Raw genomic sequence first — 24,624 nt, forward strand, 5'->3', positions numbered from 1 at the left:
CGGGGCGGATCCGTCGTGCTGGATCCGCGGTGGACAGGGGGAGTTCGGGGCCCGCGGGGCCGGACGTGGACGTGCGGGCGCGGGCGTACGGGGTGGGCGGGGCCCTGGTGCCGGGGTGGGCGGGTTCGGGCGGACAGGGTCCCGGGTGGCGGGTGGCGTCCGGGTGGGCTGGGCCGGGTGGCGGGGTGCGTCCGGGCGGCCGCGCTCAGGCCCCCGGCGCCGGGACCGGCCGGGTGTGCAGGTGGTGCCGCAGCCCGGCGAGCAGTTCCTCGAAGGCCGCGTGGGCGTCGGCCTCCGCGAAGCGGTCGCGGTCCCAGGCCAGCCGGATCAGCAGGTCGTCGCCGTGCGAGGCGGAGACGGCCAGCGGCGCGGCGAGCGGGCGCCCCTCCAGGTGGGTCTCCCGGCCGGGGGTGCCGCCGAGCACCAGCGGTGGACGGCGGTGCAGGTCCTCCAGGGTGAGCAGGGCGTCCAGTGCGCCCGACCACGGGGCCCCGGCGGTGCGGGCGGCGCGGACCACCTCGTCGAAGGGGGTGCCGGCCTGGTCCAGGTCGTCCCACCAGGCGTCCGCGAGGGCGTCCAGGTCCGTGGCCGGGCCCGAAGTCGTCGGGTGCACCAGGGTGTTGAGGAAGCAGCCGAGCGCGGCGGGCGCACCCGCCGGCCGGCCGCCCCACGGGTAGCCGAGCGCGAGCGGGTCGTCCGTCCGGTGCAGCCGGTGCAGGGCCGAGCCGACCGCGTCCAGCAGCGCCGGGAAGACGGCGCCGCGGGCGGCGCCCTCGGCGGCGGGCAGCCGCTCGGAGAGCATGCCGGTGGAGGTGGCCGTGCCGCCGCCCGCCCCGGTCAGGGCGCCCAGCCGCCGGCCCCAGTGGGCCTGGGCGGCGGGGCCGCCGGCGGCGTCCTCGGCGGCGAGCTGGAGGTCGACGGCCTGCCGGTAGTCGGCCAGCGCCTGGGGCGGGGGCCCGTCCGCGGGCGGCTCGTCCTGCTCGTACGCCGCGCCGAGTTCGGCGGCGATGACGCCGAGCGACTGCTCGTCGCAGGCGGCGTGGTCCAGTGCGAGGGCGAGCAGTTCCTCGTCCCCGTCCGGGTCGGCGGCCACCAGCAGGCGCAGCGCGGGTCCGTCGGCGGGCCAGTCCAGCAGAGCCGCGCGCAGCGCCGCGCGGGCGGTGCCGCAAGGGGCGACGGCGATCCGGGCGGCCTCGGCGGAGGGGCCGCCGGTGCGCAGCACGGGTGTGCCGCGCACGGTCGCGAACCCGCCGCAGAGCGCCGGGTGGTGGGCGGCCACCGCGGCGGCGGCGCGGGCCAGCCGGTCCAGGTCGAGGGTGCCGCGCGGGTAGGCGAAGAACAGCGGGACGACGTCGGTGCGGCTCTGCGGCGCGAGTCGGCGGGTGATCAGGAACCGGCGCTGGGCGCCGGTCAGCGGGAGCAGCTCCACCGGGGATTCGGCGGCGGCGGTGCGGTACCGGGCGAGGTAGGCGGCGGTGATGCTGGCGTGCACGGGAACGGGCTCCGGTTTCCGGTCGCGGCTCGGGTCGGGGATCGGTCGGGTGGATCGGTTCGGGGGGTTCAACGGTCGGTCCAGGGGTCGGTTCAGGACGTGCTGGGGCTCACGGCGCCCTCCTCCTCGGCGGCGTCCGCGTCGGTGCCCGGCTCCGCGCCCTGCCCGGCCGTGCGGTCGGCGCCCGGCAGCTCGCGCATCCGCCGCAGCGGCGAGAGCAGCAGCGGCAGCGGCACCAGCAGGAATCCGACGGCGCAGAGCCAGAGCGCGGTGCGCGGCCCGGCCGCGTCGGCGACCACGCCGCCGATCAGGGCGCCGATCGGCAGGGTGCCCCACACCAGGAAGCGCATGGTGGCGTTCATCCGGCCGAGCAGCTCCGGCGGGCAGACGCTCTGCCGGAAGCTCACCTGGGCGACGTTGTAGGCCACCGCACCGAACAGCACCACCCCGGAGGCCAGGCCGAACAGCACCACGCCCGCGCCGCCGCCGGACAGCGGCCACAGCAGCGCGAACGGCGCCGTCACCAGCGTGGACAGCCAGATCAGCCGGGCCTGCCCGACCCACCGGGCGAGCTGCCCGGCGCACAGCGCGCCGGCCAGGCCGCCGATGGCGGAGACCGACAGCAGCACGCCGATGGCGCCCGGCGACAGGTCGAGCACCCGTACCCAGAACACCGTCTGCACGGCGGTCAGCACCGCGGAGAACAGGTTGGACGTGGCGGTGGCGGTGGCGATCGCCCGCAGCAGCGGATGGCCGAGCACGAACCGCACGCCCTCCGCGACCTCGGCGCGCAGCGAGCGCCCCGGCTCGGGCTCCGGCCGCGGCTCGTCGACCTTGATCCGGGCGAGCAGCAGTGCGGAGGCGAGGTAGCCGCAGGCGTCGGCCACGATGGCGAGCGGCGCCCCGAGCAGCTGGACCAGCCCGCCGCCGAGGCCCGGCCCGGCGATCTGCGCCGAGGAGCGGACCGTCTCCAGCGCCCCGTTGCCGCCGACCAGTTGCTCGCGCGGCAGGACGGCGGGCAGGAAGGACTGGTGGGCGACGTCGAAGAACACCGTCGCCACCCCGGTGACCAGCCCCACCAGGTAGAGCTGCGGCATGGTCAGCACCCCGAACGCCGCGGCCGGCGGGATCGACCCCACGGCCAGGCAGCGCACCACGTCGGCCCGGATCAGCACCGGCAGCTTGCGCATGCGGTCCAGCCAGGCGCCCGCCGGCAGGCCGACGAGCAGGAAGGCGGCGGTCTCGGCGGCGGTCAGCAGTCCGACCTGGAACGGCGTGGCGTCGAGCACCATCACCGCGACCAGGGGGAGGGCGACCAGGGTGACCTGACTGCCCGTCTGGGCCGCCGCGGCTCCGGTCAGCAGGAGCCGGAAGTCGCGGTGGCCGAGCAGACGGGCCTGGCGGGAGCTGGGCTTCTCGTTCATCGGTGCGACTCTCGGTCACCCATTCGACACGGGGCAAGCACCGGGTCCGTTTCCGGACGGACCGCAGGTCGGCCGAATCCCGCCACTCCCCCCGTCGACCTTTGCACGCTCCTTACGACCGCCCGGGACGCGACCGCACCGTCCGCAACGCCCTTCGGCCAAGGCGACACGGCCCGACGGACGCCCCGGCCGCCTTCGGACCCGCCGGTCCATTTCCCTGTCCGCTATCCGGACACCCCCTTTCCAGCCACCGGACGGAGAGACTCAACTTGGCCGGATCCCATGGAGTATGGAGCGGTCGTCACCTCATCGTGATATCGGCGTGACCGAAGCGAGCCGTAGAAGGGGATCACCAGGCCGATATCGGCCACCCCCGGGGCGCACCTGGCCGCTCACGGACCGGCGCGATCCGCCGCCCCGTGCACCGTGAGCCGTGGAGCCGCGGGCCAGGGACCGTTCAGCCGTCCGCCTCCGCCCCCTCCGCGGCCCGGCGGGTGATCGCCAGCACCGCCATGTCGTCGTCCCGGGGCCCGCCGGTCCACCGCTCGACGTCCGCCACCAGCGCGTCCAGCACCTCCCCCGGCCCGGCGAACGGCCCCAGCGGGGCCAGGCCCAGCACCGGGTCGTAGAACTCCCCCGCCGCGTCCCTGGCCTCGGTGACCCCGTCCGTCACCAGCAGCAGCGTGCACCCGGCCGGGAACGGCCGGCACTCCGGCGCCGGGCGCGCCACGCCCAGTCCGCCCATCCCCAGCGGCAGCCCCGGGTCCGCCGCGTCCAGCCGGCGCACCCCGGGTGCGGCCCCGTCCCCCGGATACGGACCCAGCAGGTACGGGCCGGGGTGCCCGCAGTCGAGCGTGCGCACGCTCTCCTCCCCCGGCGGGAACTCCACCAGCAGCGCGGTGATGAACCCCTCCAGCCGCAGTTCCTCGCTCATCCGCTCGCTCTCCCTCAGCAGCGAGTCCTCCAGCGCGTCCGCGAGCGCGGCCAGGTCGGGCAGCCGGTGGGAGTCCTCCCGGAAGGCGCCCAGCAGCACCGAGACCGCCCCCACCGCGTGCAGCCCCTTGCCCCGCACGTCGGCGATCAGCCCGCGCACGCCGTACGGGGTGACCTGCAGCGCGTAGGCGTCCCCGCCGATCAGCGCCTCGTCCTGGGCGGCCCGGTAGCAGGCCGCGACCGACAGCCGCCCGACCCGCGGGGGCGGCTCCGGGAGCACCGCCCGCTGCGCCGCCTCGGCCACCGACCGCACCCGCGCCAGCCGCCGCCCGTGGCGGGCCACCACCCGGTTCACCCCGATCCCGAGCAGTGCGGCGAACACCGTGTTGCCCAGCTCCAGATAGCCGGCGCCGGTCCCGATCGACGCGTCCTGGGTGGACAGCACCACGATGCCGAGCACATTGGCCACTCCGACCGCGACGGTGTCCCGCAGCGTCAGCAGCGCCCCCGCCAGCACGGCGGCGGCCGCCAGCATCGGATCGCCCCAGTAGTCGGTCGGATCCAGCGCGTTCCACACCAGCCCGCCGACGGTCAGCAACCACGGCGCGACCCGCACGTACGGCGGCCACTGCACGGACCTCGGGGCCATCGGCGACCTGGCTTCCGTCTCACCACCATCCGGAAGGGCTTCCTCCGATCGTAGTCACGGGCTCCCGGCCCCCGCATGACGGCCGCCCGGGCCACGGCCCACGGCGCGCGAGCCGTCGCGCGGCCGCCCTCGCCCGCCGGCCGCGAGGCGTCGGCCACAGGGCGTCGGCTCACGGGCTCCGGGTGGGCCCCGGTCACCGGCTCGCGGTGAACCGCCCCGCGCCGGACGCCGCCGGCAACCCCTCCGGCCCCCGGCGCCCGTACGTCACCAGCAGCAGGTGCTCCGCCCGTCCCGCCACGGTGCGCGGCCCGGACCCGTAGGACCAGTCGGCGTCCGTCGCCTCCAGGCGGACTCCGTCCACCCGGGCCCCGAAGAACCGCGGCGTGCGGGGCGGGACACCGGCCAGCAGGGCCGTCGTCCGCGCCACCGGCAGCCGGGCGGGCAGGCCGAGCGCCACGGTGATGTCGAGACCGTGGACCGCGTCGTGCGCGAGGGCCGCGATCCGGCCGCCGACCGGCGGGCGCCACGGGTGGTCCGCGTGGTCGGGCTCACCGACCCCGTCCCCCGGGCCCGGATCGCGCCGGCCCGGCCGACCGGACAGCCCGTCTCCCCGCCGACCGCCGCCCTGGTGGCCCACCTGCGTCAGGCCTACCCGGAGCCGGCGCCCGCTCAGGCCCCGGCCGGCACCGCCGCGCCGTCGGCGATGTGCAGCAGCGCGGCCGCGCCGTCCAGCACCTCCCGGTCGAGCGGGAAGTAGCCCTGCCGAGGGACGGTGTCGGTCCGGGTCCGGGCGTCGCCCGGCAGCGCGGAGCCCGTCAGCCCCCAGGCCGCGCCACTTCCCTGCAGGTGGGCCTCGTACGTCCCGGGTGCCGGGTCGGCCAGCCCGAGCGCCTCGCTGCGCCCCAGGCTCCCGGCGACGAACGCGTACCGCTCGCCCAGCAGCGTGCCCAGGATGTGGCCCGCGCCCGTCCAGCGGCAGTCCAGCTCGCCCATCGCCCAGGCGCTGGGGTTCCGTTGCAGGTGCCGGTTGTGGGAGAAGACCAGGGTCGGTCCGCGCCGGGCCTCGATCCCGCGGATGTCGAGGAGGTTCCGCGCCATCAGCGCGTCCCGGACGCCGAGCAGGGCGCTGAGCCGGGCGCTCCGGGTGCGGCCCCGGACCGCCGACTGCGCGTGGTAGCGCAGCAGGCCGATCCCGGCGGCCAGCCGGGCACGGACCGCGAACCACTCGGCGGACGAGGTGGCGGCGATCAGTTCCGGTGCCCGCATGTGGAGTTGGAGCAGGAGGTCGTCGGCGAGGCAGCGCAGCCGCGCGGCGTCGGCGGAGTCGCCCGGCGAGCTGGCCGGATCCGTCACCGCCTCCGTGCGGCTCCAGCGCTCGTCCTCACCCGCCACACCGGCGACGTCGAGGTCGAGCCCCAGGTAGTCGCGGGCGTGCTCCAGGTAGCGGCGCGGGCTGGGGGCGCTGGTGTTCTCGGTCGGGATGTCGAAGCCGTGGAAGGCCAGCCGCTCACCGGGCGGCCGCTCCGCGTTGAACTCCCGTATCCAGGCGACGAGTCGGCGGTTGGGTTCGAGATCCCCGAGGCCGTGGGTGAAGCCCTCCTCCATGGCCGAGTCGAGGGTGCCGACACCGTCCCGGACGTAGGCGTCCACGGCGAACGCGGCCACCCGGTCGGTCTCCAGCGCGATCGACCGGAAGCCCCGGTCGGCCAGCCGGGCGAACAGCTCGTTGCGGACCCTCCCGAACGCCGGCTCCTGGTGCGTCGGCTCGCCGAGGCCCAGAAGCTCGCACGCCGGGGTGACGAAGTCATGCATGTCCTGGTTCATGGACCTCAAGCGTATCCTTGAGAGAACGGTTGAGACTTTTGCCTCCACGACCGCTCAGTCACTGTTCAAAGCCTCAAACGGCCCTGAACGACCGGCCGGCCCCGAACGCCCACCCGGCACGGAACGGGAGACGACCATGCGCCCCGCCGACCTCGCGCGCGAGCACGGCATCTCGACCCAGGCGATCCGCAACTACGAACGCGACGGCTTCCTCCCGCCGGCCGAGCGCACGTCCACCGGGTACCGGATCTACACCGAGCAGCACGCGGCCGCCCTGCGTGCCCACCTCGCCCTCGTCCCGGCGTACGGGCACGCCACCGCCGGCGCGGTCATGACCGCCGTGCACGCCGACCGGCTCGGCGACGCCCTCACCGAACTCGACCGGGGCCACGCCCAGTTGCTGCGCGACCGGGAGACCCTCACCGCCGTCCGCGCGGCCGTCGGCCACCTGGCCGACGGCGCCGCGCCCGGCACCGGCCTCCCCGCACCGTCCGGCCCCCGCTCCGTCGGCGAGGTCGCGCACCGGCTCGGCGTCACCCCCGCGACCCTGCGGGCCTGGGAGGCCGCCGGCATCCTCGCCCCCGGCCGGGACCGCGCCACCGGCCACCGCCGCTACCTCCCGGCGGACGTCCGCGACGCCGAACTCGCCCACCTGCTCCGCCGGGGCGGCTACCGGCTGGAGCACATCGCCACCGTGCTGCGGCAGATCCGCACGGCGGGCGGCACCGGCGAGCTGACCGCCGCCCTCGACGGCTGGCAGCAGCGCCTCACCGACCGGGGCCTGGCGATGCTCACCGCCTCGGCCCGCCTGGACGACTACCTGAGGCTGCGCTCCGGATCACCCGACGGGCTTGACCTCAAGTCCACTTGAGGGACCAGGGTGATCCGCATGAACACCGAAGCCGCAACCAGCCAGTCCGCCCCCACCGGGCCCACGGACGCCTCGGACACTTCCGTCGTCTCGGCCCCCTCGACTGCCTCTGACACCTCTGCCATCGAGCGGGTGGTGGCCGCCGTCGAGCGCGCCCAGCGCGCCAAGGATCCGGACGCCTTCCTCGCCCTCTTCCACCCCGAGGCGATCTGGACCACCGCGCACGGCAAGGTCCTCCTCGGCCTGGACGCGATCGCCGAGTTCACTCGCGCCGTCCTGCCCGCCGCGACCTGGGACGGCGAGGTCACCTACGAGCCGGTGCACATCCGGTTCCTCCGCCCCGACGTGGCCGCCGTCAAGGTCCGCCAGGTCTACCGTTCGGCGGGGAGCGACGGTGAGGGCGGCTCGGAGGGTGCCCCGCTGTACGTCATGACCAAGCAGGACGACGGGCAGTGGCTGCTGCACGCCTGCCAGAACACCGGCGTGCTCGCCGACTAGGCTCACGGAACGGACCTGGTCGGCCCTGAGCCACTCCCGCGCCCGAAACAGGACAAGCGGTTTGTCAATACAAAACCGAACGTTCTGTTTGCTTCTTCCGCGCAGCGATCCCCCCTGAGCGGGACGCCCGGCCGACCCGGACCACTCCGGGCCCAGGCCGGGACACTCCGCCCACCTCCCCGGACTCCCGGGCCTCCCCGGGCTCCCATGCCTCCCCGACCGCCTCGTCCGCACCGGCCTCCGCCACCTCCGCCGCCTCCGCCGCCTGGGCGACCCGGGCCGCCGCCAGCTCCGCGGCCACCCGGGCACCCCGGTCCACCGCGAGGTCGAGCGTGGCCAGCACCCCGGGCACCGCGATACTGGGCATCACGTGCTGGTACAGCGCGGCGACCCGGCGCTCCAGGTCCGTCCGGCCGGACATCTTCTGGGACTGGATCTGCACCCCCGTCCACGCCCCGGTCACCAGCCACGCCGTCGCGGCGGGCACCACCTGGGGCAGCAGTTCGCCGCGCCGGCCGGCCGTCTCCAGCACGCCCTCGGCCCGCTGGATCCAGCCCGGCGCCGCGCCACCGCTGAAGTCGCCGAACACGTCCTGGCCGAGGGAGAGCCGCGCCCCCGCGCTCAACACCCGGTCATGCGGCATGAGATGGGCGACCACCATCCCGAGGTCCACGAACTCCTGGAGCTTGCAGTGCCGTTCGGGGATCTCGTCCCGACCGAACTGCTCCTCGACGACCCCCTGGGCGAGCTCCCGCTTGGAGGCGAAGTGGAAGTACACCGCGCCACGGGTCACCCCGGCGCGGGCCACCACCTCACCGATCGTCGCCCCCACGTACCCGTACTCGTCGAAGACCGACGCCGCCGCCTCCAGGATCAGCCGACGCGTCCGGACCGCCCGTTCCTGTCGCACCACCGCAACCACCCCACCCGAAACGCTCGGCAAACAAAACCAAACACCCTGTATCTTACCCGCCGTCACCGGAGGGACCCCAGAGCCCGAGGCCCTTTAGGGCCGTCCTCGAGCGGGCCGAAACCGCGCGGACCGCATCCGGCCCGGCGGAGATCCCACCGCCGACCCCCGCAGCCGGAGCACCGCCTCCCACTTCCAGCCGGAAGGACAACGAACGGCCATTCGGAGATAATGAACCTGTCAATGACTGCCGTCGACATTCCCCCAGGTCAACGCAGCCGGCCCGAAGGAGTCAACCTCCACCGGTGATCAACAACCACCCACCGTGCCCGCCCGACCACGCTCGGCCGCCGACGAACGTTTGCTCTGTCTCCTTGAAAACCAAACCGGCAGGTACGTATCTTACGAGCCCTGAGCAGCCCATCCCGCCCGTCACGGCCCTTCGGAGCGCTCCCTATGACTCTGCTTGCCTTCCGCACGCCCGCCTCCACCCTCGTCACCGGCGCGGACCCGGGGACGATCCCCGGCCCGGCCGCAGCAGCGGTCCCGGCGCCTCGTCTGACCAGCACCGTCGCCAAGGAGTACGTCCACCGGGCCTGCCATGCCGAGGTCTTCCTCACCGGCAGCGAACGGTTGACCGACACCACCTTCGCCGTCACCGCGCAGTGGCCGCGGGCGCACACCTTCTTCAGCACCCCGGACGGCACCCACCACGACCCGCTCCAAGCTGCTGAAACGATCCGTCAAGCCGGGCTCTACCTCGCCCACACCCGGTTCGGGGTACCGCTCGACCACAAGTTCATGATGTGGAACCTCGACTACACCACCCGGCCCGACCGGCTGGTGATCGGTGCGGCGCCGACCGACCTCACCCTGGAGGTCCGGATCGCCGCCCAGCCCCGCCGCTCGGGCACCACCGTCGACTTCACCCTGGACACCGTCGTCCGACGGGGTTCGCAGTCCGCCGCCACCGGATACGCCCGCTTCACCACCGTCCCGGACCCCACCTACCAGCGGCTGCGCCGGGGGCGTCACGACGCCGAACTCCCCTCGGCGCCGGTCGTGCCCGCCGAGCCGCTCCCGCCGGCCCGGGTCGGCCGGCTCCGCCCGTGCGACGTCGTGCTGACCCCGGCGGGAACCCCCGGCAGCTGGCACCTCTCCCCCGACTTCCGGCACCCGATCCTCTTCGACCACGCCAACGACCACATCCCCGGCATGGTGCTGATGGAAGCGGCCCGCCAGGCGGCCAACGCGCTGAGCAGCCCGGTCACCGTCACCCCGACCGCCGCGGCCACCACCTTCCACCGGTACGCCGAGCACGACACACCCACCACCATCACCGCCCGGCACACCCCCGGCCAGGACCCGCGCGCCCTCACCACCACCGTGACCGGCCACCAGCACGGCGAACCGGTCTTCACCACCGTGCTCACCGGCCACCCGGACCACCACTGACCCGACAGCCCGCGCCACACCCCCGGACGGCCCGCCCGCCCTCCCCGGCCCGGCGGGCCGTCCCCGTCCCGGGCGGGCGCCGCGCCTTCGGCGACGAGATCCCGTACCGGAGCCCGCACCACCGCGAGGTCGTCTCGTCGTACGGCTGGATCCTGATCTCGGGGCTGTGGTCGTCGTCCTTCCAGCAGACGTCCTGGCCTTCGGCAAGCCGGTCCAGAGCACGAGCCCAGCTCTCCAGGTCGGACGGCGACAGGACCGTGGCCAGCCGACCGCTGACGAAGCCGCTGGTGACGAGGACCTCCGCGTCGGGCAGGTCATGACGATGCGGCACTCCCGGCGACCTGCGCCCCGACACGCGCACTCGGAGGCTGTTGTCGCCATCCCCGAGGTTGATCAGTTCCGCCGTGCACCCGTTGCCTGCCCGCCCCCGCCTTCAGGGCTCGTGGTGCTGAACCAGGTCTCCAGGCACAACCGGGTTGCCTGACGTCACCCTGTCAGCTTCCCTCAGGCTCTGCCGGTCGGCTGAGCGAACGGTCGGGCAGGGTGAGGAGGAGGAGCAGGGCCGCGCTGCCGAGCATGAACAGGGCGAGGCGGTGCAGGCCGCCGGTGGTGGCGCCGTGCGGGAAGAAGGCGGCGTTCGCGGCTGAGGCCGCCATGGCGCCGAGGTACATGAAGGTGCGCAGCAGCCCGGCTGCCGAGGCGATGGTGGCCGGGTCCGCCTGGTGGTAGAGGGCGGTCTGGGTGCCGAGGCCGATCAACCCCTGTGAGATGCCCGCCAGCACGCCGACGCCGATCAGCAGGGTGCCCGGGCTGCTCGCGTGGACCAGCAGCAGGACGGCGCACGCCGCGATCTGGCAGGCGGAGCCGACCAGCAGCTTGCCGCGCACGGCCGGGCGGCGGCCGGTGACTCCGGCGACCGTGAGCGCGGTCAGCGAGAGCGGCAGCAGCACCAGTCCGGCGGTGGCGGCGGACAGGCCGCGCCCCTCCTCCAGCCACTGGGTGTAGCCGTAGAGGAAGGCGTAGACGGCGGTGTAGCCGAGGACCTGGCGCAGGTACGTGGCGATCAGCGGGCGGTTGCCGGCGAGCGATCGCAGGTCGATGAAGGGGGTGCGGGCCCGCCGCTCGCGGACGGCGAAGCCGACGGCCGCCAGGACGGCGAGCACCGGCAGGTACCAGCGCGCCGGGTCCGGCTTCATCAGGAACAGCATCAGGGCGAGCAGGAGGACCGCGAACAGTGCGATCCCGGCGTGGTCGAGACGCTCGGTGCGCTCGGTGCGCTCGGTGCGATCGGTGCGATCGGTGCGACCGGGGCCGTCGCTGCGGTCGGGGCGGCGCTCGGCGGCGGGCAGCCGGGCCGCGCCGAGCGCCAGACAGGCCAGGGACAGCGGGACGTTGACGGCGAAGACCGTCCGCCAGCCACCAGCGCCGATCAGCAGACCGCCGAGGGTGGGGCCGACCACCGCGACGGTCTGGTTGGCGACCGCCAGCACCGTCAGCACCCCGGTGGGGCTGGACTCTCCGGTCCGCTCCGCCTCGCTGCGGGTGAGGTGCATCGCGGCCGGGTAGGCCGCGGAGGTGCCCAGCCCGAGCAGGACCCGGGCGGCGATCAGCAGCCCGAGCGAGGGGGCGAGCGCGCCGAGCAGTCCGGCGAGGCCGACCAGGGCCGTTCCGGCCAGGTAGAGCCGGCGCGGGCCGTGGGTGTCCACCAGCCGCCCGATCACGGGCTGGCCGACGGCGGTGGCCAGGTAGAGCGCGGTGACCAGCCAGGCGGTCTCGGCGGGCGGCGCGCCGAAGGCGGCGCCCACCGGCACCAGGGCCACCGCGATCATCGACGAGTTGATCGGGTTGAGCACCGAGCCGAGCACCATCGGTGCGATCAGCCGACGGTTGAACCCGCTGCCCGGAGCGGGCTGCCGACGGCGCGCCGCGAGGCGGGCCGGCCGGCCGACCGGCCCGGTCATCACCGGTTCAGCCGGTCGATCAGGGCCAACGCCTCCAGCACGGTGGCGCGCTCGGCCTCGGTGTAGTGCTCCGCCATGGCCCGGGTCAGCCACTCCTGGCGGGCCTGGCGGCCGTCCGCGACGTGGGCCAGGCCGGCCTCGGTGAGGCTGACCACCTGTCGGCGGCCGTCCTCGGGGTCGGGACGGCGGCCGACCAGCCCGTGCCGTTCCAGCGCGGCGAGGGTGGCGGCCATCGACTGCGGGCGGACCCGTTCGGCGGCGGCCAGCGCGCTGGCGGACGCCGGGCCGTCGTTGATCAGCCGACTGAGCACGGCGGTCTGGGAGGGGGTCAGGTCGCTGGTGCCGCTCGCCTCCCGGAGGGTGCGGCGCAGCCGGCTGAAGACGGCGCGCAGCTCCCGGGCGGCCGGCGCCGCGGTGTCGGGCGCCACGGTGTCGGGCGCCACGGCTTCTCCGGATTCGGCCGGGGCTGTACGGGCCGCGGTGGCGGCGGCACGGGCGGTTCGCTTCTCGGTCACGACCTCACGGTAATTTCTTCAGCCTGAACTGTCCAGTCTGGACTGAATACCTTCCCGGAGCGGCGGGTCGGGCCCGGATAATGACGGCATGATCGACAAGCAGCTTCGCGTCGTCCTCGCCGAGGACTCGGTGATCCTCCGGGACGGCATGGTCGAGCTCCTCACCGCCCGTGGGTGCGCGGTGGTCGCCACCGCCGGGACGGCGCCCGAGCTGATCGCCGCCGTCGCCGAACACCGGCCCGACGTGGCCGTGGTGGACATCCGGATGCCGCCCACCCACACCGACGAGGGCATCCGGGCGGCGGTGGAGATCCGGGCCGCCCGGCCCGGGGTCGGCATCCTGGTCTTCTCCCAGCACGTCGAGACGGCCTGGGCGGCCCGGTTGCTGGCCGACGGCGCCGCCGGCATCGGCTACCTGCTCAAGGAACGGGTGGCCCGTACCTCCGAGTTCGTGGACGCCCTGCACCGGGTCGCCGCGGGCGGTACGGCCCTGGATCCGGAGATCGTCAACGGCCTGATGCACGGCGGGCGGCGCAGCCGGGTGGACGCGCTCACCCCGCGAGAGCGGGAGGTGCTGGAGCTGATGGCCCAGGGGCACTCCAACCGCTCGATCGCCGCCCGGCTGGTGGTCTCGGAGCGGGCGGTGGAGAAGCACGTGGCCGCCGTGTTCGGCAAGTTCGACCTGCCCGCGACCGACGCCGACAACCGCCGGGTCAAGGCGGTGCTCGCCTACCTCGCGGAGAGCGGCACTTCCTGAGGCCGCACCTCCTGAGGCCGCACCTCCTAAGGCTGCACCTCCTGAGGCCGCAGCTCCTGAGCCGCCCGAATCCTGCGGCGGGCGGCCCCGTGGCGCCCCGGGTCGTGACCTCCCGTCAGAGCCGTCCGGGCAGCTCGGCACTGATCACCGTCGGCCCGCCGGGCGGGCTGTCCACCCGGAGCGTCCCGTCCACCGCCGCGAGCCGCTCGGCCAGGCCGGCCAGCCCGGTGCCCGCGCCGATCGCGGCGCCGCCGCGCCCGTCGTCGCGCACGGTCAGCCGGACCCTCCCGTCGGCCGCGCTGACGCCCAGCTCCACCGACCGCGCGCCGCTGTGCTTGGCCACGTTGGTCAGCAGCTCGGCCGCGCAGAAGTAGACGGCCCGCTCGATCACCTCCTCCGGACGCTCCCGAAGGTCCAGCCGGACGTCCACCGGCACCGGTGAGGTGGCGCTCAGCCCCGGCAGCGCCTCGGCCAACCCGCCGTCCAGCGCCACCGGGTGGATGCCCCGGGTCAGCCGGCGCAGACCGGTGATGGTGTCGTCGGTCTGCCCGCGGGCCCGGTCGACCAGGGTGCGCAGCCGACCGAGGTCCGGCCCGCCGGAGCCGACCGGCCCGCCCGGGCGGGCCGCTGCGCCCTCGGCGGGAAGGCTCTCCGCCAGCACGTCGTCGGCCAGCGACAGCGTGATCGCGAGCGCGACCAGCTGCGCCTGGGTGCCGTCGTGCAGGTCGCGTTCCAGGCGCCGCAGCCGATCGGTGCTCTCGGCCAGCAGGGTGGCCCGGGCGTTCTCCAGCTGACGGACCCGCTGCTGCGAGCGCACCGGTCCGAGCAGGGCCCGGGCCAGCGTACGGTTCGCTCCGCCGAGCGCCCGCACCGCGGCGGGGACGACGGCGAACACCGCCAGGCCGACCGGGATCGCGCCCACGTCCAGCAGCCCGAGCGGCCGCGGGCCCGGCTCCATCAGCCGTACCCAGAGCGGGAAGCCCACCAGCCAGACGCCGGCGAGCGGCAGTCCGACCACGGCCAGGAACCCGAGCAGGCCCAACGGCAGCCGCAGGAGGAGGTAGAGCAGAGTCCGCCAGGCCACCGGGTCGGTCAGCACCGTCCGGCCGCGGGCGACCGCCCCGGACGGGCGCGGCAGCGGCGACGGTGCGGGCACCTCCTCCCCGAGCAGCCGCCCGACCAGCCACCGGTGCAGCCCGCCGAGCCGCCTCGTCGCGAGCAGCGCGGCCACCACGAACGGCAGGCCCAGTACGGTGAGCGAAAGCAGAGCCCCGGCGTAGAGCACCGCGACGGCGTACGCCCCGCCGAGCACCCCGAGCGGCAACCCGAGCACCGCGAAGGCCAGTTCACCACCGCGCACCGACCAGTACCGCCGCCGCTCAGCCACCGTCCACCTCACCACTCACTCGCCGACCGGCTCCCAGGATCCACCAGGGCCCCCAGAACCACCGCACCCACCTGCGCTTCCGTCCAGACGGATCGGACGGATCGGACGGACGACCACCACACCCAGCCCCGTGTCCCGCCCGCCCGTCCAGCCCTGCCTCCCCGGCCTCACCCCCGTTCCCCGCCCGTCGACTCCACCGCCGAACCGCCGACCGCCCACAGCCCCGTGCCCACGATCCCCGGCACGGTGAGCACCGCCGCCCCGAGCGCCACCCAGGCGCACGCCGCGACCGGCACCACCGGCACCACCGAGCCCGTGACCGCCAGGCTGAACGCCCCCGAGGCCGCGGCCGCCACCGCCGCGCCCAGCAGCACCCCGATCGCCGTGGTCAGGGCCGCCTCCACGGAGAGCATCCGCAGCAGCTGCCGCCGCGTCGCCCCGACCAGGCGCAGCAGCGCGAACTCGCGGCGGCGGTCGGCGGTGAGCGCCACCAGGGTGTTGACCGTGGAGACCGCCGCGAAGCAGACCAGCAGCCCGAGCTCCATCTCGCGCAGCCAGATGTCGCTCGCCTTGGTGACGCTGGTCGCGGCACCCGTCGCCCGGGCGACGTGCTCGGCGGTGCCGGTCAGGGCCAGCATGGTGCCGGAGAGGCCCACCAGCAGCGCGACCGGCACCACCGCCGAGGAGAGCCGGGCCGCGTAGCCGCGCAGGTTGGCGTCCGCCAGCCAGCCGGCCCGGGGCCCGAGCGCCCGGGCCGGGGCGCCGAGTACGGTTGCCAGCACCCGCGCCGCCACCGGCCCCAGCAGTCCGACCGCGACCAGCAGCACCAGCGAGCCGAGCAGCGAGGCCTGCCCCGCCTTGTCCAGCTCCCCGGCCGGCCGGCTCGCCGCCAGCCGCAGCAGCAGCCCACCGCCCGCGAGCACCGCCAGCCCGGCGAGCACCCTCGGCACGCCCGCCCGCCCCGGCCCGCCCGCGCCCTCGGTCAGGGCGACGGCCGGGGCGGGCCGGGTGATCCGGCGGGCCGCGACGGCGGTCGCCGCCAGGCCGACCAGCAGCGCCACCGCGAACCCGACCAGCGCCGCCGCCGGCGCCCCGGGTATGTGCAGTCCGGGTGCCGCCATGCCGCGCCGCTGGAGCGCGGCGAGGAAGGCCCGGGCGCCGAGGAAGCCCGCCAGGCCGCCCGGCACGGCCACCAGCAGGGTGGTCGCCGCCACCTGCGCGCGCACCACCCGACGGATCTGCCGGGGCGTCGCCGCGACGGTGCGCAGCAGGGCCAGGTCGCGGTGCTGCTGGCGCAGGGTGAAGCCGAGCGCGTTGACCACGACGAACAGCGCGACCAGGACGGCGATCTCGCCGAACGCCCCGGCGATCAGCACCAGGCCCGGCCCGGACACCGCCGCCCGCGTCACCGCGGCGGGCGCCGTGACCTGTGCGGCGACCAGCGAGCCGAACAGCGTGACCGCCGCCACCGCCAGGAACAGCGCCGTTCCCAGCCCGGCGAAGGAGGCCGGCCGGCGGCGGATCTGCCCCACCGAGAGGCTCAGGACAGGACTGCTCATCGCGCTCACCCGCCCAACCGGCTCAGCCGCTCGCCGACCTGCGCGGCCGTCGGCCTGGCCAGCTCGTCCACCAGCAGGCCGTCGGCCAGCAGCAGCACCCGGTCCGCGTACCCGGCGGCGACCGGGTCGTGGGTGACCATCACGCACGTCCGCCCGTCGGCGTCGACGCCCGCCCGCAGCAGTTCGAGGATCTCCTGCCCGGTGGCCCGGTCCAGCGCTCCGGTCGGCTCGTCGGCGAACAGCACCTCCGGCCGGGAGACCAGCGCCCGGGCTATCGCCACCCGCTGCTGCTGGCCGCCGGACAGCTGCCCGGGCCGGTGCCGCTCGCGCCCGGCCAGCCCGACCCGGCCCAGCGCCTCGCGCACCCGGGCCCGCTCCGGTGGCCGCCCGGCCAGCCGTCCGGGCAGTTCGACGTTCTGTGCGACCGTCATCGCCGGCATCAGGTTGAAGGCCTGGAACACGAACCCCACCCGGGTGCGGCGCAGCTCCGCCAGCCGCCGTTCGGGCAGCCCGGACACCTCCGTGCCGCCCCACCGCACGCTGCCCCTGGTCGGGCGGTCCATCCCGGCCAGGCAGTGCAGCAGGGTGGTCTTGCCGGAGCCCGACGGCCCCATCACCGCCGTGAACGTCCCCGGCGCGAAGCCCACCGAGACGCCGCGCAGCGCCCGTACGGCCGCCGTACCCCGCCCGTACTCCCGGTGCAGCCCGGTCGCGCTCAGGGCCGCGCCCGTCCCCCCGTCGTGCGCCGCCGTGGCGGCGGCTGTCGTCATCCCGTTCATGCCCTCCATCGTGGGCGTCCGGGGCCGGGAGATCGATTGTGCTGGCACCCGAATCCGGGGTTCGGAAAACCGAACCCCGCAGGTGGTGCCACACCCCCTCGGACCGGTCGCGGAACCGTCGGGCCCGGCGCGCGCTCCCCCGGCCGCCCCGTTCCGGCCGGGCCCACCCCCGGCTCCCGGTCCGCCCGCCCGACGGGCGATCATGTTTCGGTGACCATCGACCTGCTGCCCGGCCGCGGCGTCCGGCTGCCCGCCCCGCTGCCCGAGCTCCGCTTCGGGCTCGCCGAGGCGGAGGTGCGTGCGCTACTGGCCCCGCACGGCGAACTGCTGCCCCGCGGGGTGCGGGACACCTTCGTCTGCGGCTGCCGCTGGGCACTGTTCCTGGAGCTGCCCGGCGTCGGCGTGACGCTCTGCGCGGACGAGCGCGACCGCCTCGGCAGCGTCGTGGTCGGCCGGAACCCGAGCGACGACCGGCCGGCCTGCCCGGTCGGCTACCACGGCATCGACCTGCTGGGCTGGCCGGCGCACGAGCTGGTCGAGGCGCTGCGCGCGGAGGGCCTGCCGGTGCCCGACCCCGTAGGCGGCACCCTGCGCCACGACGCGCTCCACCTCCACCGCGCGCCGGGCGCCCGGCGCCGGCCGACCGCCCCGGGCCGCAAGCCGCGCCACCCCGAGCCGTTCACCTTCGACTTCGTCTCCCTGTCCGCCCCCACCACGTCCGCCGAGGCCACCGCGTGATCCCGCTCCCGGACGGCTACCACGCGCACGACCACCTCGACGGAGACCCGTCCCACCCGGGCGGCCGGGCCCGGGTCCCAGCGCCCCGGCGGTACCTCCTCGCCCTCGCGGACGCCCCTTACCAGGGCGATCCGTACGTCCTCGACTTCGACTTCGACTTCGACTACGGCTACGGCAACGGCTTCCTCGGCCCGGACGGCCTGGAGGGCCGCCTCCACCGGGAGGCCCGGTAACCGCGCCCGCCCTCCGCTCCACCCGTTCCCTCATCCACCCACGGGAGTCACCATGACCACCACGCCCCTCACCGTCGCCGTCCTCGGACCGGGCGGCGTCGGCGGATTGATCGGCGGGCTGCTCGCCCGCGACGGCCACCGGGTCGTCTGCCTGGCCGGCGAGGAGACCGCCGCCGCCGTCGCGCGGGACGGACTGCACGTCCGCAGCGCCCGGTTCGGCGAGTTCACCGCCCGGGTCGAGGCCGCGACCGAGCTGCGCGAGCCGGTCGACGCGGCCTTCGTCACGGTCAAGGAGACGGCGCTGGCCGCCGCGCTCGACCGGATGCCCCCGGAGGCACTCGGCGCAGGGATCGTGGTGCCGCTGCTCAACGGCCTGGACCACATGGCCGTGCTGCGTGAGCGCTACCCGGCCGGTCGGGTGGTGGCCGGCACGATCCGGGTCGAGGCCACCCGGACGGCGCCCGGGCGGATCGAGCACACCAGTCCGTTCGCCACCGTCGAGCTCGGCGCGACCGCCGAACCCTCCTCCCCCGTCGCCGGGTTCGCCGAGCGGCTGCGGCACGCCGGGCTGGACGTCACGCTGCGCGAGGACGAGACGGCGATGCTGTGGAGCAAGCTCGCCTTCCTCGCGCCGTTCGCGCTGCTCACAACCCGCCACGCGAGCGGGATCGGCACCGTGCGCACCGAGCACCGGGCCGAACTCCTCGCCGTGCTGGACGAGATCGGCGCCGTCACCCGGGCGGTCGGCGCACCGGCGGACACGCAGACCCTGCTCGCCTCCTTCGACCGCATCCCCGGGACGATGAAGTCCTCGATGCAGCGCGACGTGGAAGCCGGCCGGCCGACCGAGCTGGACGCCATCGGCGGCGCCGTCCTGCGGGCGGCCGACGCGCACGGGGTGGCCGTCCCGACCGTCAGCCGCCTGGTCCGCGACCTGTCCGCGCCCGCCGACCAGTAGGGCCCGACCGGGCGTTCACCCCACCGGCCGACACCGGTGGGGTGAACGCCGTGACATCCGCCGCCAATTGACGGAACATCACATTCCTACGACGAGCGGAGAATTTCCCTGCGGTTCACGCGATCCTCCGGAACCTCCGCACGGCGGAAGGGCGTTGACACGGCGGGAGGGATTAAGACATGACAAGGAAGCCGTACCGTCTGGCCGCCGCCACGCTCGCACTGCTGCTCGCGGCCCCGTTGTTCACCGCCTGCGACGCCGACCAGGCCCTCGACTGCGGGAAGCGGGCGATCAGCCTCACCGGCGACGTCCAGGACCTCGCCGATTCGGCGATCAACGTCGGACAGCTCGCCGACGAGAGCCGCCGCACCCACACCGTCGAGGCCCTGCGGAAGGTCGCCGAGGACGCCAAGAAGTTCCGCCAGGACGGCGACGGCGACGTCGACGCGGCCACCGACCGGCTCTCCAAGGCCGTCAACGACGCCATCGACCGCGTCGCCAAGGGCAGGCAACCCGACTTCAAGCCGATCACCGACGCCGCCGGCGACATCGGGAAGGCCTGCGCCGACGCCTGACGCACCCGGCGCGCCCCCGCCGCCCGTTCCACCGGCTCCCGGCCGGACCGACGCGCGCCCGGTACGGGCTTCCGGGAAGGTGGACCGGGCCAGGCCGGGGAACACACGGCCTGGCCCGGGGCAGGTGGGGGGTCACATATCGACGGACGCGAACCGCGAGGTCGGGGAGATAGCGGTTCACACGGCCCGACCGGCCGACCAGCTCGATCGGCCCTACCGGTTCGCGACGGCTGACCAGCACACGAACGACGACTGATCAGCCGTTCGAACACCTGCGCCGATGACGCGAGCACGGCGCGACGCAGGGCCGTCGCCATGCCGCCCAGGCCGCCGCCGATGACGGCGACGTCGCACGTGAGGTCGCCGTCGAGGCTCGGGAGGACGTCCGTGGGCGGGTCGATCCAGCCGGTGAAGGTGCTGTGGTCGATGTCGTCGATTCTCATGGCCGTGCGACCGCTTTCTCGGTCTGCCGCGCGACCGGTGCCGCGACGTGGTCGTGCAGCGCTCGGTAGGCACGGAAGTAGACGAATCCCTGAGTGCCCCAGGTGGCCAGCGCGGCGGTGTAGAAGATCGTGCGGTTGGCGTCGTCGAACGGCAGGGGGAGGAAGTCGTAGGTGATCGCGATGGTGGTCCCGGCCGCCGTGACCAGTGCCGTCCGGATCGCCGCCCCCCTCGCGCCCGCGTCCCAGAGCCGCTTGACGAAGTACCCGAGGAAGACGGCCGTCAGGAGGTTGACGACGACGTAGAACACGGCGACCGCGAACGCGGCGTGGTCGGTGCGGAGGTCCGCGCCGTGGAACCGCCGGAGGAACAGGCCGGCCACCACGGCGACCGCGAACACGCCGACGTCGACGGCGAGGCCCGGCCGGTAGCGATGGGTGACCCTCCTCAGGCCCATCACCAGGATGAGCGTGATTCCGACCGATCTGGAGAACGCGTCGAAGAAGTACGCCACGTCGTACAGGACGCTGCCGCCGTCGGCCCCGAGCAGCGACCAGAGCAGGAAGTTGCTGCCCGAGGTGGCGACGACCATCCACTCGAGACCGAGGAGGTGGTTGCCGTACCGGCGGATGAACCTCCACCCGTAGAAGTAGCCGGCGAAGATCATCCACAGGTCGGCCAGCAGGAACAGCGCTTCCCTCATCTCGGCGCCCCCTCCCGGACGTCGCGGGACAGGAGGGCGGCGACGCGCTCGGCGGCGCGCTGGCCCGTCAGGACCGCGCCGTTCATGGTGCCGGCCCATTCGCCGGCGGTCTCGGTACCGGCCCAGTGGATCCGCCCGTGGGGTTCGGTCAGCGCCTTGCCGTAGCTCACGGTCGCAAAGGGGGCGACGGCCGGATTGGGTCCGCCCGGGGCGAACGGCTCCGATCCCCAGCAGTGGTCCGTGTAGTCGATCGGGGTGCCGGCCCGCGGACCGTAGAGGTCGACGAGCTGCCGGATGACGCGGCCGCGCCGGGCCTCGGGGTCGAAGCCGTCGAAGACGCGCGGATCGCAGAAGGCCATCAGAACACCCGGCCCGCCGGGGGACGGTGACACGTCGAAGGTGATGAACACGGTGCCGGTGTCGGTCAGCGCCTCACCGGAGAGTCCGCCTGCCCGCCAGAACGGCTCCTCGTAGGCGGCGAAGGCCTTGCTCAGCACGCCCATGCGCCAGGTCCTCGAGAGCCCTTCGGCCTGCTCGGGCAGAGCGGGGTCGAACTCGATGTCGGCGCGGTGCGCCGGCGGGGCCGTGACGATCGCGTACCTGGCGTGGACCTCGCCGAAGTCGGTACCGACGGTGACGCCGTGGCCGTCCTGTGCGATCCGGCGCACCGGTGTGGCCAGGCGGACGCTGTCGCCGAGCCGGTCCGCCAACCGCTTGGCGATCTCCTGGGTGGTTTCGACGAACCGGTCCTGCTGCTGCCCGCCCTCGACGTCCAGCATGTGATCGATCCCGCCCGCCGCACGGATGTAGCGCAGGGCGTGCAGCAGGGAGACGTCCCCCGGTGTGCAGCCCCACTGCACCTTGCTGACGACGGTCATCAGCGCCCGGGTGCTGGGCAGCGCGTTCTTCCGGTCGAGCCACTCGCCGAACGAGACGGCGTCGAGCCGCCCGGCCCCGGGCGACTCCCACGCCGCGTCCACGTCGACGGACGCGACCAGCTTGTTCAGTGCCGTCTGCACGCGGGCCATGTCCACCAGGGCCGCGGGGGAGACCTTGGGAACGGTGCCGCTGTAGGTGCGGCGCCGACCCGCCATCCACAGCACGTTGCGCCCCTGGTCGAACTGGCCGGTCGTGCTGCAGCCGACCCGGCTCGCGAGGTCGCGGACGGCCGTGTGGCGCCGTGCCACCCACGTCGCTCCGAGGTCGACCCGCACGCCTGCCACCTCGCCGGAGAGCGATCGGCCGCCGACCCGGTCGCGACCTTCCACGACCAGGACGGACCGCCCCTCGCCCGCCAGCCGCTCGGCGGCGCTCAGGCCGGCGAAGCCGGCACCGACGACCACCACGTCGACCGCGGTACCCGTGGAGCCGCGCTCAGGAGTTGCGGACATGGTTTCCTCCTTCGCCCACGCGGGCGGCGTGCTGCGAGATGTACTGGGTGACGGGGCCGACGAGGGCCTCGGGGATGTGGTGGCCCATGCCGGGCAGGACCACGTGCCGGGCCGCGCGGATCGCCCGCACGGTCGCGGCGCCGCCGCTCGGGTCGACCAGCAGGTCCCGGTCGCCGTTGATGACCAGCGTCGGCGCCGTGATCCTGCGCAACTGGGCCGTCCGGTCTCCGGCGCGCTGGATCGCCTGGATCTGGCGCGCCACTCCGGCCGCCTGGTCACCGGCGCTGCGGTCCCAGCCGCGCGCCGCGATGGCCGCTTCGGCCGCGTCGTCGATGGGGTACCCCGTTCCCGCGATGTGCCCGGTGATCCGCAGGTGGGCCCGGACCGCCTCGGTCCTGGTCCTCGCCGGCGGGGCGGCGAGCAGCCGGATCGTCGACAGGGCCGGCCGGCCCACCTTCCTCGCCCCGGTGGTCGAGTAGATGGACGTGAGCGACAGCACGCGCTCGGGCGCCGTGGCCGCGATCGTCTGGGCGATCATCCCGCCCATCGACCGTCCGACCAGGTGCACCCGCGGGATCCCGAGGTGGTCGAGCACGCCGACGGCGTCCCGGGCCATGTCGGACAGTGCGTAGGCGTCGGCGCGCGGGCGCGCGGCGATCTGTCGCCAGAGCGCGGGAGGGGGTGCGGCGACGAACGTCGACCGGCCGACGTCGCGGTTGTCGATCGCGACGACCCGCAAGCCCCGGGCGACGAGCGAGCCGAAGAACGAGTCGGTCCAGAAGGTGAGGTCCTCGCCCATCCCGGCGACGAGCAGAACGGCGGGGCCGGTCCTGTCGCCGTGGTCGCGGAAGCAGATCGTCATCCCGGACGGCAGGGCCGCGTACTGGTCGGCGCCCTCCGCGCCGCTCGCCTCAGCCACGGGTCGCCCGCCTCCCGCCGCGCAGGTGCGCGACCGACCGGGCGGCGCCGAACTCGAGGTTGTCGTCGGCCACCGGTCCGCGCAGCGCCCTGGCGTCCTCGGGGTAGGACATCGCCATCCGCCAGGGCTTCTCGACGCCCTGCTTGGGCAGGACCTTCTCGCCGCGCCGGGCGTAGCCGGCCTGCAGGTCCATCACGGGCCTGCGTTCCGTCCCGGGCTGCGCGACCGGAACCACCCGGTCGTATCCGTGAGCGTCCATGTGCCGGACGAGGTCGATGAAGTAACGGCACATCAGGCCTACCTTGAGCGTCCAGGACGAGGTGGTGTAGCCGATCGCCATCGCCCAGTTGGGGATCCCGCTCAGCAGCATCCCGCGGTAGCAGACCGAGTCCGCGACGTCGGTCTCGCGGCCGTCGACCACGATGGGCATGCCGTCGAAGAGCCGCAGGTTCAGGCCCGTGGCGGTGACGATGATGTCGGCTTCCAGCTCCTCGCCCGAGCTCAGTACGACGCCGCGGCCGCTGAACCGGGCGACCGTGTCGGTGACGACGGTGGCGTGACCCTCCTTGATCGCGTCGAAGAAGTCGCCGTCCGGCGCCAGACAGAGCCGCTGGTCCCACGGGTCGTACGGCGGGTTGAAGTGCTTGTCGACGTCGAACCCCTTGGGCAGCCGCTTGAGGTTCTCGCGCCGGATCAGCCGGCGCCCGGCCTTGGGGAACGTGCGCAGTCCCTTGACGACGGCACGGTCGAGCCAGATGTTCTTGAACCGCGTCACGGCGTACCCGCGCTCCTCCCCCAGCGCCTTCGTGAGCGCCAGGGCGACCTTGTCCACCCGAGGCAGCGCCAGGACGTACGTCGGGGTGCGCTGCAGCATCGTCACGTGCCGGGCGGCACCGGGCCCGGTGGCCATCGCCGGCACCAGCGTGATCGCGGTCGCGCCGCTGCCGATGACCACGACGTTCTTGCCGCTGTGGTCGAGCGTCTCGGGCCAGTGCTGCGGATGGACGATCGTGCCCTCGAAGTCGTCGCGTCCCGGGAACTCCGGGCAGAACCCTTCGTCGTACCGGTAGTAGCCGGTGGCGGCGAAGACCCATCCGGCACGGATCGTCGTGGTCACCGTCCCTCCGCCGGCGGGGTCGGCCGCCTCGACGGTGAGGGTCCACCGCGAGTCGGGCGAGGACCACGCGGCCCGGACGACCCGGTGGCGCAGCCTGATGAGAGGCCCCAGGTGGTTCTCCTCGACCGTCTCCCGGAGGTAGTCGCGGATCAGCGGCGCATCGGCGATCGCGGCCTCGTGGCGCCACGGCTTGAATTCGTAGCCGAACGTGTGGAGGTCCGAGTCCGAGCGGATGCCCGGGTAGCGGAAGAGATCCCATGTGCCGCCGATGTCGTCGCGGCCCTCGAGCACGAGCAGGGACTTGCCGGGGAGTTCCCGGCTGAAGTAGCTGGCCGCACCGATTCCGGAGATCCCTGCTCCGATGACGACGACGTCGAACTCCTCGGCGGCGTCGGGCACCTCAGTTGTCATGGCGTTTCCTCGCTGTTCCCGCGGTGGTGACCTCACTGTCACCAGCCACGGCCCCCGGCGGGAACGACAGCGCGCACCTGCTTCGCACCGGGGCCGGTGCACGATGCACCAGCGGCCCGGCAGC

At 74.6% G+C, this 24,624-nt stretch carries 24 protein-coding genes; 8 read left to right on the plus strand and 16 right to left on the minus strand.

What is annotated here, in order from left to right:
* Nucleotides 1-205: 205 nt before the first annotated feature.
* From ACIQI7_RS01860 to ACIQI7_RS01880, 5 genes are all read right to left on the minus strand, one after another.
* Nucleotides 206-1,492, minus strand: coding sequence for a non-ribosomal peptide synthetase (locus tag ACIQI7_RS01860; protein ID WP_401103884.1), 1,287 nt, complete (start codon nt 1,490-1,492; stop codon nt 206-208).
* Nucleotides 1,493-1,584: 92 nt separating this feature from the next.
* Nucleotides 1,585-2,916: an MFS transporter gene (locus ACIQI7_RS01865; RefSeq protein ID WP_401103886.1), complete on the minus strand. Its 1,332-nt coding sequence runs from the start codon at nt 2,914-2,916 to the stop codon at nt 1,585-1,587.
* A 457-nt stretch (nt 2,917-3,373) separates the two neighbouring features.
* Nucleotides 3,374-4,498 (minus strand): PP2C family protein-serine/threonine phosphatase, encoded by a 1,125-nt coding sequence (locus tag ACIQI7_RS01870; protein WP_401103888.1) that lies wholly within the window; start codon nt 4,496-4,498, stop codon nt 3,374-3,376.
* A gap of 193 nt (nt 4,499-4,691) precedes the next feature.
* A complete protein-coding gene (locus ACIQI7_RS01875) occupies nt 4,692-5,135 on the minus strand; it encodes a hypothetical protein (protein WP_401103890.1) in 444 nt (147 codons plus the stop codon).
* A gap of 32 nt (nt 5,136-5,167) precedes the next feature.
* Nucleotides 5,168-6,322 (minus strand): erythromycin esterase family protein, encoded by a 1,155-nt coding sequence (locus ACIQI7_RS01880; protein WP_401103892.1) that lies wholly within the window; start codon nt 6,320-6,322, stop codon nt 5,168-5,170.
* A gap of 136 nt (nt 6,323-6,458) precedes the next feature.
* Between ACIQI7_RS01880 and ACIQI7_RS01885 the strand changes: the two genes are divergently transcribed.
* Both ACIQI7_RS01885 and ACIQI7_RS01890 read left to right on the plus strand, forming a co-directional pair.
* Nucleotides 6,459-7,193 carry a TioE family transcriptional regulator gene (locus ACIQI7_RS01885; RefSeq protein ID WP_401103894.1) on the plus strand — a complete coding sequence of 245 codons (735 nt, stop codon included), beginning with the start codon at nt 6,459-6,461 and terminating at the stop codon, nt 7,191-7,193.
* An 18-nt stretch (nt 7,194-7,211) separates the two neighbouring features.
* Nucleotides 7,212-7,691 carry an SgcJ/EcaC family oxidoreductase gene (locus ACIQI7_RS01890; RefSeq protein ID WP_401103896.1) on the plus strand — a complete coding sequence of 160 codons (480 nt, stop codon included), beginning with the start codon at nt 7,212-7,214 and terminating at the stop codon, nt 7,689-7,691.
* A 64-nt stretch (nt 7,692-7,755) separates the two neighbouring features.
* Here the strand turns inward: ACIQI7_RS01890 and ACIQI7_RS01895 are convergent, their stop codons facing one another.
* On the minus strand, nt 7,756-8,604 hold the full coding sequence (locus tag ACIQI7_RS01895) for a ScbR family autoregulator-binding transcription factor (RefSeq protein WP_401103899.1): 849 nt from the start codon (nt 8,602-8,604) through the stop codon (nt 7,756-7,758).
* A gap of 453 nt (nt 8,605-9,057) precedes the next feature.
* Here ACIQI7_RS01895 and ACIQI7_RS01900 point away from each other — a divergent pair, with 453 nt between their 5' ends.
* Nucleotides 9,058-10,056, plus strand: a complete 999-nt coding sequence (locus ACIQI7_RS01900) for a ScbA/BarX family gamma-butyrolactone biosynthesis protein (RefSeq protein ID WP_401103901.1) — start codon at nt 9,058-9,060, stop codon at nt 10,054-10,056.
* Here the strand turns inward: ACIQI7_RS01900 and ACIQI7_RS01905 are convergent.
* From ACIQI7_RS01905 to ACIQI7_RS01915, 3 genes are all read right to left on the minus strand, one after another.
* Complete coding sequence (locus ACIQI7_RS01905; protein ID WP_401104531.1) at nt 10,031-10,453, minus strand: DUF5959 family protein; 423 nt, start codon at nt 10,451-10,453, stop codon at nt 10,031-10,033. The genes ACIQI7_RS01900 and ACIQI7_RS01905 overlap by 26 nt on opposite strands.
* A gap of 97 nt (nt 10,454-10,550) precedes the next feature.
* A complete protein-coding gene (locus ACIQI7_RS01910; protein WP_401103902.1) occupies nt 10,551-12,017 on the minus strand; it encodes an MFS transporter in 1,467 nt (488 codons plus the stop codon).
* Nucleotides 12,017-12,460, minus strand: coding sequence for a MarR family winged helix-turn-helix transcriptional regulator (locus tag ACIQI7_RS01915; RefSeq protein WP_401104534.1), 444 nt, complete (start codon nt 12,458-12,460; stop codon nt 12,017-12,019). The genes ACIQI7_RS01910 and ACIQI7_RS01915 overlap by 1 nt, the downstream gene beginning before the upstream one ends.
* Nucleotides 12,461-12,620: 160 nt before the next feature.
* Here ACIQI7_RS01915 and ACIQI7_RS01920 point away from each other — a divergent pair, with 160 nt between their 5' ends.
* Complete coding sequence (locus tag ACIQI7_RS01920; RefSeq protein ID WP_401103904.1) at nt 12,621-13,289, plus strand: response regulator; 669 nt, start codon at nt 12,621-12,623, stop codon at nt 13,287-13,289.
* 115 nt (nt 13,290-13,404) lie between these two features.
* Here ACIQI7_RS01920 and ACIQI7_RS01925 read toward each other — a convergent pair whose 3' ends face one another.
* From ACIQI7_RS01925 to ACIQI7_RS01935, 3 genes are all read right to left on the minus strand, one after another.
* Nucleotides 13,405-14,676 carry a sensor histidine kinase gene (locus ACIQI7_RS01925; protein ID WP_401103906.1) on the minus strand — a complete coding sequence of 424 codons (1,272 nt, stop codon included), beginning with the start codon at nt 14,674-14,676 and terminating at the stop codon, nt 13,405-13,407.
* A gap of 167 nt (nt 14,677-14,843) precedes the next feature.
* Complete coding sequence (locus ACIQI7_RS01930; RefSeq protein ID WP_401103908.1) at nt 14,844-16,235, minus strand: FtsX-like permease family protein; 1,392 nt, start codon at nt 16,233-16,235, stop codon at nt 14,844-14,846.
* Between the two features lie 5 nt (nt 16,236-16,240).
* The gene (locus ACIQI7_RS01935; RefSeq protein ID WP_401104537.1) at nt 16,241-17,005 is read right to left on the minus strand and encodes an ABC transporter ATP-binding protein; all 765 of its coding nucleotides are present in this window, start codon (nt 17,003-17,005) and stop codon (nt 16,241-16,243) included.
* Between the two features lie 219 nt (nt 17,006-17,224).
* Here ACIQI7_RS01935 and ACIQI7_RS01940 point away from each other — a divergent pair, with 219 nt between their 5' ends.
* From ACIQI7_RS01940 to ACIQI7_RS01955, 4 genes are all read left to right on the plus strand, one after another.
* Complete coding sequence (locus tag ACIQI7_RS01940) at nt 17,225-17,752, plus strand: hypothetical protein (protein ID WP_401103910.1); 528 nt, start codon at nt 17,225-17,227, stop codon at nt 17,750-17,752.
* Nucleotides 17,749-17,985, plus strand: a complete 237-nt coding sequence (locus tag ACIQI7_RS01945) for a hypothetical protein (RefSeq protein WP_401103911.1) — start codon at nt 17,749-17,751, stop codon at nt 17,983-17,985. The genes ACIQI7_RS01940 and ACIQI7_RS01945 overlap by 4 nt, the downstream gene beginning before the upstream one ends.
* Before the next feature lie 52 nt (nt 17,986-18,037).
* Entirely contained in the window at nt 18,038-18,943 is a 906-nt protein-coding gene (locus tag ACIQI7_RS01950) for a ketopantoate reductase family protein (protein ID WP_401103913.1), read from the plus strand.
* A 179-nt stretch (nt 18,944-19,122) separates the two neighbouring features.
* On the plus strand, nt 19,123-19,518 hold the full coding sequence (locus ACIQI7_RS01955) for a hypothetical protein (RefSeq protein WP_401103915.1): 396 nt from the start codon (nt 19,123-19,125) through the stop codon (nt 19,516-19,518).
* Nucleotides 19,519-19,957: 439 nt separating this feature from the next.
* Here the strand turns inward: ACIQI7_RS01955 and ACIQI7_RS01960 are convergent, their stop codons facing one another.
* Genes ACIQI7_RS01960 through ACIQI7_RS01975 form a run of 4 tightly spaced genes read right to left on the minus strand, consistent with a single transcriptional unit; the run spans nt 19,958 to nt 24,500 of the window.
* Nucleotides 19,958-20,662 (minus strand): transporter, encoded by a 705-nt coding sequence (locus ACIQI7_RS01960; protein ID WP_401103916.1) that lies wholly within the window; start codon nt 20,660-20,662, stop codon nt 19,958-19,960.
* Nucleotides 20,659-22,053 carry a flavin monoamine oxidase family protein gene (locus ACIQI7_RS01965; RefSeq protein WP_401103917.1) on the minus strand — a complete coding sequence of 465 codons (1,395 nt, stop codon included), beginning with the start codon at nt 22,051-22,053 and terminating at the stop codon, nt 20,659-20,661. Before ACIQI7_RS01965 ends, ACIQI7_RS01960 begins: the two co-directional genes overlap by 4 nt.
* A complete protein-coding gene (locus tag ACIQI7_RS01970; RefSeq protein ID WP_401103919.1) occupies nt 22,037-22,972 on the minus strand; it encodes an alpha/beta fold hydrolase in 936 nt (311 codons plus the stop codon). The genes ACIQI7_RS01965 and ACIQI7_RS01970 overlap by 17 nt, the downstream gene beginning before the upstream one ends.
* On the minus strand, nt 22,965-24,500 hold the full coding sequence (locus ACIQI7_RS01975; RefSeq protein ID WP_401103921.1) for a flavin-containing monooxygenase: 1,536 nt from the start codon (nt 24,498-24,500) through the stop codon (nt 22,965-22,967). The genes ACIQI7_RS01970 and ACIQI7_RS01975 overlap by 8 nt, the downstream gene beginning before the upstream one ends.
* Between the last annotated feature and the right edge of the window lie 124 nt (nt 24,501-24,624).

The organism is Kitasatospora sp. NPDC092039, assembly GCF_044756065.1.
Taxonomy (GTDB): domain Bacteria; phylum Actinomycetota; class Actinomycetes; order Streptomycetales; family Streptomycetaceae; genus Kitasatospora.